The following is an 11,836-nucleotide window of genomic DNA, read 5'->3' on the forward strand; positions in this document are numbered from 1 at the left end:
CCTCACCCGCTCAGTGCTGACGCATGGTCGGGGACGTACGTCTGAAGGTCCCTGGGCGGACGTTGGTATCCGGTGGCCGGCGGGCGCGGAGGCAGTTCGATCACGGGCGGAGCGACCTCCTCGTACGGCACGGTCGACAGCAGATGGGCGATCATGTTCAGCCGTGCCCGGCGCTTGTCGTCGCTCTCGACCACGTACCAGGGAGCTTCCGAGATGTCCGTATGGACAAACATCTCGTCCTTCGCCCGCGAATAGGCCTCCCACCGGCTGATCGATTCCAGGTCCAGCGGCGAGAGCTTCCATCGGCGGGTTGGATCCTGCAGCCGGCGCCGGAATCGCTGCTCCTGCACCGCGTCACTCACCGAGAACCAGTACTTGCGCAACAGGATGCCGTCCTCCACCAGCATCCGCTCGAAGATCGGGCACTGTCGAAGAAACCGTTGGTGCTCCTCCATGGTGCAAAAACCCATGACGCGCTCGACACCCGCGCGGTTGTACCAGCTCCGGTCGAGCAGGACCACTTCACCTGCGGCAGGCAGATGCTCGGCGTAGCGCTGGAAATACCACTGACCACGCTCGCGCTCAGTGGGCCGCGGCAGTGCGACGATACGTGCTACCCGGGGATTGAGGAGCTCGGTGACGCGCTTGATCGTGCTGCCCTTGCCCGCCGCGTCACGTCCCTCGAACACCACAACAAGCCGTGCGCCCTCGGCCCGCACCCACTCCTGGAGCTTCACGAGCTCGGTCTGGAGCCGGTACAGCTCGGGCTCGTACAGCGAGCGTGGCAGCCTTCCGGGCCCGCCCGAACCTTTCTCCTCTGGCATGGGATGACGTTACGGAGAAGACCATGCCCGAAGTCAAGCGTCAGGGCCGGACGGGCCTCGTTGCGCGGATCCGGAACGACACGATCGATGGGGCAGGTCGGCGAGCGGATCGGATTCGCCATCTCGCCGGCCAATCCCGGCCACACGTTACGGCCACACGCGGATCGCCCCGCTGCCACTGCCGCGCTCGCGTATGTGAACGCTCAGGTCAGGATTGCGACCTCGGCCGGATGCCTCACGATGAGGGCATGGCTCCGGTCGGTTCTGCGGACCGTTGCGACGCGCTTCGGGCCCTGGCAGGCCGACGTGGACGGCCGGGCCCAGCTGATCGAGTCGCTGGCCGAGGCCAGCAACGGCCCGGAACCGACCCGCATTCCCGCCGGGATGGACCAGAACTACTGGGCGAGGCGGATCGTGCACAACACGCAGGCAGAGCTCCAGGCACGCCACCCGGGCCTCCCCGTCATCGGCAGCCTGGTTGCCGACGACGCCGAGCACGCGCTGCTCGCCTTGCCCCAACTCGACCCCCGGCACCACAGCCAGCGACTTGGGCGGCGCCCGGCGGCGTCTCGGGGTCGGAGACGTCGGCCGGCAGCCGGGCAGCCAAACGAGAAGCGGTCAGATCGGCCAAGGCCTCCACGATCGGATCCGACGCAGTGAAACGCTGGGGCACCACCACAGTGTGGCCAGCAGCCAGACAGGCTTCTGCCAGGTGGTCTCTGCACTGCGAGCAGTTGTACCTCGGCTCGGAGCGATCGAGAGGGTCATGTCGGTCGGTTTCGTCGGGCCGGGCCGAGTACTTCGTCGGCACTGCGGGGCTCTGTGCGGGGCTGTTGGTTGAGCTTGTGACGCGCGATGGAGGACCGCCGGTAGACCTCCTTGCGGGCCCGCATGATGTTGCCCAGGGGTGTGTGCTCGGTGGTGACCCGCCAGGGTGTGAAGGACAGTGCGTCCATCTTCTCCAGGTTTTCCGGGCCGGAGATGTCCTGCTGCGGCAGCCGCAGCTTCGCCACGGTGACGGCCGGCGAGAGCTGCTCGGGCCATTCCACGGTCGTGTCCTCCACCGGCATGCGCTCCAGGTCGGTAGAGAGCTGGACCTGGATGTCGTAGGTGTAGGGCCGCTCCTGCAGCTCGGCTTGCAGGGCCGGCCGGAAGACTTCCGCCGCCGAGGTCGGATCGATGTCGCGCCGGACCACCGCGGCGGCGAAGTCAGGGTCGGGGGTGATGCGTACCTTGGCGATGTAGTCCCCGTGCCGGACCGCGCCCATCGTCCAGTAGCTCGACAGCAGTACGTTTTTCGGGGAGATCTTTGACAGGCGTAGGAGGGCCAGGAACTCGTCCCACGCCCAGTTGTCCTGGTCCAGGGTTCCCTTTCCGGTCACGAAGTCGGTGAAGAAACGACGGGCTCCGGGGCGGCCTTGGGAGAAGTAGGCCGACGCGTTCAGGAACAATTCCTGGATGAACAGGTAGTGCTCGACTGTGTTGCAGAAGAAGACCGGTCCGTTGATGTTGGCGTAGTCGAACGTGCCCGTGTCCGGTTCGTCTTCCAACAGGGTCGGGCCGGGGATGTCGAACATCTTCAATGCCAGTCCGGTAGCGGCGCCCAGTCGTGCGTCTGCTCCAGCGTGAGGCGAGCCGTTGGAGAAGCGGATGAGCGCATCGTGGGTTCCCGGGGTCGCGTAGATGCCCTGGGCGTACTCGGGGGGTAGCCCGTCCAGGATCTCCACTTCCCCTCGGACCAGCCCGTAGCCCTTGGCATGGGCGTCGCGCAGGGCCCGGCCGGTGCCACCGGCTTCGACGGAGTCGGCGATGTAACTCTCGGTCTTGTCGATCACCGTCTGCAGGTTGCGGTCGAAGTTCGGATCATCGGCTTCAACCTCAGGCGTATAGCGGACGAACTGTGCTGCCATGGTGTCGAACCCTCCTCGAAGACCGTGGTACGAACTGCCCTCAGTCCTCCAATTCCGCGAGCCAGCGCAAGGCGCGCAACCCGGGGACGAAGCAGTACTCACCGCCCCGGGTGACCACGAAGCTGGGCAGGTTCTGCAGACGGCGCCGGACCGGCTTCTCCGGGATGGTGACGGTGCCGGTTCCGCCGTGATGCCCGGCTACCGCGTCCTTCTCGCCGGGGTAGCCGATGAAGTTGCCGTCGTTGATCCACTCGGCCTTGATGAACTCGAACTGCCGCTCCAGGTGTGCGCCGAGGAACACTCCGACCAGACCACGGTCGGCGCCGTCGTCTTCCAGCACGCCCTCCGGTAGCGGTGGGCCGTAGGTGGTGCCGCGGCGGATGAGTCGATGCATCCGTGCGTCGCCGATGATGGTGGAATCGCGGGGGTTGACGCGGCGGATGTGCGCACCGGCGGGGCACCGGTAGCCGCGGTCGTCGTTCTCCCGGTACAGGAAGTTGTTGACGCGGTGCGGATCGGCGGCCAGCTCCGGATCGTCGTGCTCCGGTACCAGCGTCAGCGGTGCTCCGCTCGGCCACCGCCCCACCATCTTCGCCGCCAGGAGAGCCTCCTGCTCGGCGCCGGAGCTGTTCGCGCGCAGATACCGGCGCCACGCCGCCACGTTGGTGTGGACCTTGCGCACGGCTGCGTAGGTCCCGTTGCGGGCCAGCACATCGGGCGTGGGCATGGGCGGCAGGCTGCCGGTTTCGTCGGGGTAGCCGAGGATGAACTCGCCGGCTTTGATGGGGGCTTCCTGCGGGTTGGAGCCGGGCAGCCCGACGCCCTCGATGTTCGGTTGGCTGATGCCGTCGCGGAAGCCGAATGTGGTGCGCCCGGTCGGGAGCTGGCGGACCTCCTGCTGCCAGATCACCTGGACACCGGGCGTGTTCTCGAAGGCGACGCGGGCCCGCTCCAGCTTCTCGCTCAGCTGCGCCGCATCGGAGGAAAGGGCGCTCAAGGCGATATGGACATCGCCCGTTCCGAACGGCGCCTCCCAGTGGGCCGGTCCGCTCTCGCCCACGTCGCCGATCAGTTCCGCCCGGGCGGCCATGCCCTCACGAAACGCTCGGGGAAAGCTGTCCAGTGACTCCTGGGGCACCCCCAGGGCCCTCAGCCCCTGGTAGGTGAACGCCACAGCCACCCAGGCATCCTGGCTTCGGTCCGTGCTGGGCAGGCCACCCGAGGTCACCGGAAGCAGCCGCTGCAGCAGGGCGCGCCCGGCGTGGCGGTCATCCACGCGCAGGAAGATGAATTTTCCCTCGTAGGGCACGGGCCGCGGGCGTAGGGCCCCGCTCTGGACGTCGTCGACCTCGACGCGCACGACGGCTGCGCTGCGGCTGTCCGCGGTGTTCATGATCGCTTGTGCCTCCACATCGGTCTCCGCCTGGGCAACCCAACAGCGGCCGACCCGCCCGCCGACGCGGCCCGCCGTCGGGCCGGTTCCGAGGGCCGGTTGTGTCCGGGTACTAGGCCGAGGCTTCCTCCAGCAGCTTCTGGAAGGCTGGTGTGGCCACCAGTTCTGCGTTTGCCGGGTTCTCCAGCGCCGTCCGGAACTCGGGGGTGTCCAGCACTTCCTGGAACGCGTTGTCCACGCGCTGGTCCTTGTAGATCTGCTGAACGGTCAGTTCGGGGTAGGCGCTGACGAAGACGCCTGCGGCCTCCTGGTGGTCGAGGAACCAGTCCTTCGCCCCTGGATCTTTGACGCCGGGGAACCCTTCGCTGTGTGAGAAGACCTTGTCGAAGCGGGCCCCGACCACCGTCTTGGCGAAGTCGTCGATGTAGGTCTCCCAGGGGCCGTCGAAGACGCTGGCGAACATGAACCTGGTGTCGTTGTCGAATATGACGTGCCGTGCGTCATGCAGCGTGCCGATCTGGCGCACCGCCGCATGGACCTTCTCGTCATCCGCGGCGTCGGCCATCGCGGCGAGATCCTCCCGCAACGCATCGACCTCGCCCGGCTTGATCTTGGTGAAAACGGTGAACTCGTTGCAGACGCCATCCGTCCTGCCCGGGTGCTCAGGGTGAGCCGGCTGTGTTGCACCTGTCGCATTCATCGCGAGGCTCTCCTGCCACGGATCGGTGTAAGGGTCGCCAAGCACCGGGATATGAGGCGCCATCGCCCCCACATCTGCAATCCTCCCTGCGGCCGAGCTGCTTCGCATCTCGGCCGCAGGGAGGTGCGGTCACCTGGGGTGTTATCTCAAGAAGCTCTGACTTTTGCGGGGTCGGCTGCCTGGTACGGCAGGGCCGACGCCGGGCTCCTCGTGTCCCGAGGAACTCCCGAGGACAGATCCGGCCAGGCGCAGGAAGATGGAATTCGGTGAGACGCGCCGAGTACGTCGTCATCACCGTTGCAGGGCAGCCACGTCCGCGCGTCCGGGAAGACAGTGTCGCCAGCCCATCGCACACCAACCCGTTGCGCCGCCCAGGCGGCCGGGTCACCCGCTTCCGCCGCGCCCCTGCTCCATCGGACCGCCACCCGGAGGCAACCATGGGCCACGTTCTCGGTGACGTGATGGGCTTTGCGGCCGCCGTCGCGGTCAGCCCGCTCCCGATCATTGCCATCATCCTCATACTCGCCACGCCTCGGGGACGTCTCAACGGAATCCTCTTCACCATCGGATGGATCCTGGGACTCTCGGCACTGGGCGCGGTGATGCTGGCGATCGCCTCCCCAGCAGGCGCTTCTGCCCACAATCACCCGGCCACCTGGGTGGGAGCCCTCAAGCTTGCTCTGGGAGTGTTCCTCGTTGTCCTCGGCGCCCGGCAATGGCACCGGCGCCCGAAGGATCCCTCGCAAGCTCAGCTGCCGAAGTGGATGAGTGCGATCGACCGCCTCGCTCCGGTCAAGGTCTTCGCCCTCGGACTGGCCTTGGCCGCCCTCAATGCCAAGAACGCCCCGCTGACCATCGCCGCAGGGGCCGCGATCGGCTCAGCCGGACTCCCAGTCGGGCAGCAGATCGCATCGCTGGCAATCTTCGTCCTGATCGCCACCCTCGGCCTGCTGGCCCCGTTGGGAGTCTTCCTTCTCGGGGGAGAGCGAGCCAAGATCACGCTCGGCAGCTGGAAGGAGTGGGCAGCTCAGCACAATGCCGCCGTGATGGCCGTCCTGTTCTTCGTTCTCGGGCTGAAGCTGCTCGGAGACGGCATCTCCATCCTCGTCTCCTGATGACAGCCGAGGAGTCGTGGGTGTCGGCTGTGAAGGATGGGCCGTCCGCTCGTTGCTGCGGGGTCACGGCTGTCACCGACGGCAGCCGACCGCTCAGCAGCCGGTCAGAGCATTGATCGTTTAGGCGGCCGCAGTTCACGGCCGTCCGTGATCAGTTGTGTGACATCAGTAGCTGACATCAACAGAGGTGTGTGGGCCGGTCGCATCGCGGCAGACTGGCAGCAGAGGGACCCTCGGGGTTCCTGCAGGGCCGAGGTAGCCCTACCGCCAGCACCCTTCCGGGCTGGAACGCTTGGGAGCCTTCCGAGCCGGCGGCGTCGGCTCGACCTCGGGGACCGGGGCCGGGCGGTGTTCGGCCACCTGGGATCTGTCGAGGAAGGCCAGTGGGAGTCTTGGCATGACCAACTCGCAGATCCCCGTCGTGGCGGCCATGGTGATCGGCCGGGAGTACAACGCGATCACCGGCATCGCACTCGGACTGGACCGCGGTAGCCGTCGCGGGGTCCGGGAGGGGCTGCGGGCGTTGACGGCCGGGTTTGCGCCGGCCATCGCGATCACCCTGAGGTTCGCCTTGCCGGCGCGCGGCGCCAGCAAGCAGTCCACGGCCTTCGAGCTTGTGCTACGACCCGTGCCCCACGTCATCGACACGCCGGACTTCTTCTCGGTCGCCGTCGCCGGGCCGGCCGCCCCCGTGCCAGCGCGCAGGGCTGGGGTCTCCCTCGCCCGACGAGCCGGAGCAGGAGCTCCGGCATACGCTGATCGAGGGGGTGCATTCGGGTGAATCGCACACCGGAAGGGGCGCCCCGATGGACGAGTACCCGCTGATCGAGAACCACGGACTGATCGGCGATCTGCAGACCGCGGCGCTGGTGACCACCGAGGGGGTGATCGACTGGTTCTGCTCCCCTCGGTTCGACTCGCCGAGTGTTTTCGGGGCGCTTCTGGACAAGGAGAAGGGCGGCCACTGCACGGTCAGGCCGGCCCACCGGACGCATTCGACCAAGCAGTTGTACCTGCCTGACACAGCGATCCTGGTGACCCGGTTCATGACCGAGGCGGGCGCCGGTGAGGTGATCGACTTCATGCCCGTGACCAGTACGACGGCCACGAACCGTCACCGCCTGGTCCGCCTGATCCGCTGTGTGCGCGGCACCATGACGTTCGATGTGGAAGTCGCCCCGCGCTTCGACTACGGGCGCAGCAAACACCAGTTGCACATCACCCCGCACGGAGCGGTCTTCGCCGCGGAGGACGGCACGGAACTCACCGTGCACCCCATCCGAGAGCCGGAGGACGAACAGGTCGCGGACCTTCTCACGGACCACGACGGCGACCTGAAGGTCTCGCTGACCCTGGAGGCCGGCCAGCAGCGCGGGCTGATTCTGGAGATGGGTGCCGAAGGACCGCCCAGGGAGGTCCGGCGCGACGAACACCAGCGGCTCTTCGAGGAGAAGGTGGCGTTCTGGCGCTCCTGGCTGACACAGTCGCGCTACACCGGGCGCTGGCGGGAGGTGGTGGAGCGTTCCGCGATCACGCTGAAGCTCATGACCTTCGCCCCCAGTGGCGCCGTGGTGGCCGCTCCCACGGCGGCTCTCCCGGAGCAACTGGGCGGTGAGCGCAACTGGGACTACCGTTTCACCTGGATCCGGGACGCCTCGTTCTCCGTGTACGCCCTGCTGGGACTGGGTTTCACGGAGGAGGCCAGGGCGTTCATCATCTGGCTGGGCGATCGGGTCAAGGAGCGGGCCGGAGGCGACGGGACCACGGGCCCGCTCAACATCATGTACAAGGTCGACGGCTCCTCCGATCTGAACGAGCAGATCCTCGATCACTGGGAAGGCTATGCGGGCTCCGCGCCGGTACGGATCGGCAACGGCGCCGCCAACCAGCTCCAACTGGACATCTACGGCGAGGCGCTGGACAGCATCTACTTCGCGCACCGGCACGGCTTCCAGGTCGCGCACGGGGGATGGACCTCGCTGCGGACGGACCTGGATTGGCTGGCCGACCACTGGGACCAGGCGGAGGAAGGCATCTGGGAGACCCGCGGCGGTCGCCAGGACTTCACGTACGGGCGGGTGATGTCGTGGGTGGCGTTCGACCGCGCTCTGCGCCTCGCCGAGGCATCGGGGTGGCCGTCCGCAGCCGGACGCTGGCAGGCCGAGCGGGACGCCGTCTACGAGCAGGTCATGGCCAAGGGGTGGAGCAAGGAACGGCAGGCGTTCGTCCAGCACTACGGCAGCGAGGTCCTGGACTCCTCGCTGCTGCGCATGGCGACGGTCGGGTTCCTCACACCCGGGGATCCGATGTGGGCGTCGACTCTGGACGCCATGGATCAGAAGCTGGTCAGCGACAGCCTGGTCTACCGGTACAACCCCGCTGCTTCGCCCGACGGTCTGCGCGGCTCGGAGGGCACCTTCTCCCTGTGCACGTTCATGTACGTCGACGCCCTGGCACGCGCGGGACGGACGGACAAGGCACGGCTGGTGTTCGAGAAGATGATGGGGTACGCCAACCATCTGGGTCTGTACTCCGAGGAGATCGACCCGACCGGCCGTCAGCTCGGCAACTTCCCCCAGGCCTTCACCCATCTCGCCCTCATCGACTCGGCCATCACATTGAACGAGGCCCTCGACCGGCGGTAGCCCGCAACCGGTTCGGCCTTCGTCACCGCGCCGCCGCGCCGCAGGTCGGCGTCGGTGAGGTTCTCCAGTTCGCCGTGGGTGCCCAGTCAGTACAGCTGAGCGTGTCTCCATGCAGCTGAGCGTGTCTCCATGGGGGACGAACAGCGCGATGACGGCGATGGCGGCGAGAGCCCACCGGGCCCCAGAGGCCGGAGGCTCAGCCGAGCCGCTCCAGCAGGTGGTCGCCGACGCGGAGGGCGTTCGCAATGGCCGTCAGGGACGGATTGACGGCACCGATGCTCGGGAAGAAGCTGGTGTCGACGACGTAGAGATTGTCCAGGTCGTGTGCCTTGCAGTTGACGTCCAGGGCCGAGGACGCCGGGTCGGTGCCGAAGCGCACGGTGCCGGCCTGGTGTGCGGTGGCGCCGATCGGCATGCCCTTGTGCAGGTAGATGCTGCGGGACAGCAGATGGTGCTCGTGCATGCCCAGATGGCCGAGGATGTGCTGCAGTTTGTGCCGCAGGTGCTGGAGTCCGGTGATGTTGTTGCTCTCGTCGAGGGTGAGCCGGATACGGCCGTCGTTCTCCAGGGTCACCCGGTTGTCCGGCTGTGGCAGGTCCTCGCCGCACAGCCAGAAGTCGACGGCGTGATGGGCCAGGACCTCGAACGGCATGTCCGGTGTCACCGCTCCGGCCCAGCGCGGGGCCTCGCCGTGGATCTGCTCGGCGTCCGACTTGCCGAGCATCTGGATCCCGCCGAGCGGGTACTCCCAGTCGTCCGCTCCCAGGTACCAGTCGTGCAGGGCGAGGGTCTTCTGGAACTGGGTGTCGTTGGGTTCCTTCGAAATGGCCATCAACGCAAGGTTGTTGTGACGCATGTAGTGCCGGCCGACCGTGTCCGAGCTGTTCGCCAGTCCGTGCGGATGCTGGTCGTTGGCCGAGGTGAGCAGCAGCGCGGCGGAGTTGACGGCCCCGCACGCCACGACCACGACGTCGGCCGAGAATCGGGCCTCCCGCTCGCCCGGGAGCTGGGCGACGACGGTGGTGACGCTGCGTCCGGTGGCGTCGGTCTCCAGCCTGGTAACCCGGGCGTTGGTGACCATCTCCACGTTCGGGTGGCGCAGGGCCGGCTCCACGCAGATCACCTGGGCGTCGGACTTGGCGCTGACCAGGCAGGGGAAGCCGTCCACGCGGTTGCAGCGGATGCAGACACTGGAGTGGGTGGCCCTCCCGTTCTCATCCTGGGTGAGGTTGACCCCGATCGGCAGGTGGAAGGGGTGCAGTCCCTGCTTCTCAAGGTCCAGGCTCAACTGCTCGATCCGCGGCTCGTGTTCGACCGGAGGGTGGGCGTACTGGGCACTGCACGGCCCTTCCCAGGGATCCTCGCCGTGCCGGCCGTGTACCAGGTAGAGGTGCTCCGCCTGGGTGTAGTACGGCTCCAGGTCGTCGTAACCGATGGGCCAGGCGGGCGAGATGCCGTCGTGGTGGCGGAGTTCGCCGAAGTCTTCGGGGCGCAGCCGGAACAGCGCCGCGCCGTAGAACTTGGTGTTCCCGCCGACGTAGTAGTTCACCTCGGGCGGGAACTCGTTGCCGTGCCGGTCCAGCCAGAACTCCGGGGCTCGGTACTTGGCCTTCACGAACACGGCCGTGGAGTCCCAGTTGTCGCGTTCGCGCGGTAGGTAGTCGCCGCGTTCGAGGATGAGTATCCGTTTGCCGGACGGGGCGAGGCGGTGAGCCAGGGTGCCGCCGCCGGCACCGGTGCCGATGACGATGACGTCGTACGGGTGCAGGGCGTCCATGGCAACCCCCGTCCTTGTTCGCGTGGACTGTGCCCGTTGCAGCTCCTCTTCTACGAACGTACGCGCCGTACGGGGGTGCGGCACCCGGAGTGGGCCCCGCACCGGTGCCGGATACCGGCACGGTCACAGAACGGCGATCGGGTTCACCGGAGAGCCGGTCGCGGCCGGTAGCCGCAGCGGGGCGACCACGCACAGGAAGTGCCAGCGTCCCTGCTGCTCGCACACCGGGACCAGCTCCTCGAAGTCCAGCCAGTCCAGCAGATGCAGCCCCATGGCGTTGACGGCCAGAACATGCACAGGAAACCCGACCTCGGCGACCGCGCTCGGCGCGGCGTCGCTGTTGCCGTCCGATCCCAGGACCGACACGCCCCGCTCCGCCAGAAAGTCCATCGCCGTCGGATGCAGGCCCGCCCGGGCCCGCGTCACGTCCCAGGGTCCGAGGGTACGGCGCCGCACGCGGTGCCCTACCCGCACGAAGAGCAGGTCACCCGGTCCGACCGTGGTCTCCTGGGCGGTCTCGGCTGCGACGAGGTCCTCGGCGGTCACCTGGTCGCCGGGATCGAGCCAGGGCACCCCGCGCAACCGCGGGAGATCCAGGAGGACACCGCGGCCGACGATGCCGTCACGCACCAGGTCGAGCGTGAGCACTCCGGCCCCGTCCGGTGTCACGGCGCTCGACGGGACGCCGCCGTACAGCTCGCCGTCGAAGATCACGTGGCACAGCGCGTCGAGGTGGCTGTCGACATCACTGTGCACGTTCATGGCGAACCGGTCGCGGGCGAACGCCAGCCCGGGTGCGCCGGCCTCCCGGTGCGTGGGAGCCGTCATCCGATGGGACGCGGGCTCCGGACTGTCCGGAGTGGACTGGGTTTCGACGGTCGCGGCCAACGACACGGTGCGCCCGCATCGGACCTCGGCAGCCGCCGCCACGACCCGGTCCGGCGTCAGCCGGTCCAGCGCGCCACGCGGTTCCGCCCCCTCGTCCTGTGCCCGGCACCGCAGCCGGCGGTACAGGTCACGGAAGGCCGCTTCGGAGAGGGGCCGCGCTGTCGAGGGACGGGAGGGTACAGGCGGATCCGAGGCCATCGGGAAACCTCCTACTCCTGTCGACGCTCCTTTCGACACCGAATCATCGGGACGGCCCGGCCACACGCGGGGCGCGGGCGGATTACGCCGATCGGCCGAGCGTGGTGGACAGCCCACTCGATGACCTGCGCCGACGGGTCCGTCCAGGTGCCATTCGAGGAAGCCCGGCTGGGAATTCTCACCTTGCGACACCTGCCAGATAACTGCCATTTATAGTGATTTAGGGCAATGCGTCTTTGCGTGACTACCTAAAGTGACGAGGTCCTCATGAGTCAACCTGCTGGTCGACCCGACAAAAGGCAGAGGGCGGAGGAAGCTCGTGCGGCATCGGGTTCGGACCCTCTTGGTGCCCCCGATCCCCTGGAGAGCGAGCTCAGTTCTGCCGA

Annotated in this window: 10 protein-coding genes; 4 read left to right on the top strand and 6 right to left on the bottom strand. The window is 67.6% G+C overall.

Annotation, left to right across the window (positions count from 1 at the left end; genetic code table 11):
* Positions 1–2 precede the first annotated feature (2 nt).
* Positions 3–824, bottom strand: coding sequence for a polyphosphate kinase 2 (gene ppk2, locus ACF08M_RS11685; protein WP_392185046.1), 822 nt, complete (start codon positions 822–824; stop codon positions 3–5).
* An 87-nt stretch (positions 825–911) separates the two neighbouring features.
* Between ppk2 and ACF08M_RS11690 the strand changes: the two genes are divergently transcribed.
* The gene (locus ACF08M_RS11690) at positions 912–1,484 is read left to right on the top strand and encodes a hypothetical protein (RefSeq protein ID WP_392185047.1); all 573 of its coding nucleotides are present in this window, start codon (positions 912–914) and stop codon (positions 1,482–1,484) included.
* A gap of 104 nt (positions 1,485–1,588) precedes the next feature.
* Here ACF08M_RS11690 and ACF08M_RS11695 read toward each other — a convergent pair whose 3' ends face one another.
* From ACF08M_RS11695 to ACF08M_RS11705, 3 genes are all read right to left on the bottom strand, one after another.
* The gene (locus ACF08M_RS11695) at positions 1,589–2,734 is read right to left on the bottom strand and encodes a catalase family protein (RefSeq protein WP_392185048.1); all 1,146 of its coding nucleotides are present in this window, start codon (positions 2,732–2,734) and stop codon (positions 1,589–1,591) included.
* A 40-nt stretch (positions 2,735–2,774) separates the two neighbouring features.
* The gene (locus tag ACF08M_RS11700; protein WP_392185049.1) at positions 2,775–4,127 is read right to left on the bottom strand and encodes a Dyp-type peroxidase; all 1,353 of its coding nucleotides are present in this window, start codon (positions 4,125–4,127) and stop codon (positions 2,775–2,777) included.
* A 112-nt stretch (positions 4,128–4,239) separates the two neighbouring features.
* Complete coding sequence (locus ACF08M_RS11705) at positions 4,240–4,890, bottom strand: hypothetical protein (protein WP_392185072.1); 651 nt, start codon at positions 4,888–4,890, stop codon at positions 4,240–4,242.
* A gap of 374 nt (positions 4,891–5,264) precedes the next feature.
* Between ACF08M_RS11705 and ACF08M_RS11710 the strand changes: the two genes are divergently transcribed.
* The 3 genes from ACF08M_RS11710 (at position 5,265) to ACF08M_RS11720 (ending at position 8,587) form a co-directional block, all read left to right on the top strand.
* The gene (locus tag ACF08M_RS11710) at positions 5,265–5,942 is read left to right on the top strand and encodes a GAP family protein (RefSeq protein ID WP_392185050.1); all 678 of its coding nucleotides are present in this window, start codon (positions 5,265–5,267) and stop codon (positions 5,940–5,942) included.
* A gap of 397 nt (positions 5,943–6,339) precedes the next feature.
* On the top strand, positions 6,340–6,723 hold the full coding sequence (locus tag ACF08M_RS11715) for a hypothetical protein (protein ID WP_392185051.1): 384 nt from the start codon (positions 6,340–6,342) through the stop codon (positions 6,721–6,723).
* A 25-nt stretch (positions 6,724–6,748) separates the two neighbouring features.
* Positions 6,749–8,587: a glycoside hydrolase family 15 protein gene (locus ACF08M_RS11720; RefSeq protein WP_392185052.1), complete on the top strand. Its 1,839-nt coding sequence runs from the start codon at positions 6,749–6,751 to the stop codon at positions 8,585–8,587.
* 196 nt (positions 8,588–8,783) lie between these two features.
* Here ACF08M_RS11720 and ACF08M_RS11725 read toward each other — a convergent pair whose 3' ends face one another.
* A complete protein-coding gene (locus ACF08M_RS11725; protein WP_392185053.1) occupies positions 8,784–10,364 on the bottom strand; it encodes a GMC oxidoreductase in 1,581 nt (526 codons plus the stop codon).
* Positions 10,365–10,487: 123 nt separating this feature from the next.
* Entirely contained in the window at positions 10,488–11,450 is a 963-nt protein-coding gene (locus ACF08M_RS11730; protein ID WP_392185054.1) for a cyclase family protein, read from the bottom strand.
* Positions 11,451–11,836 lie beyond the last annotated feature (386 nt).

The sequence above is a fragment of the Streptomyces sp. NPDC015032 genome, from assembly GCF_043080425.1.
Classification (GTDB): Bacteria; Actinomycetota; Actinomycetes; order Streptomycetales; family Streptomycetaceae; genus Streptomyces.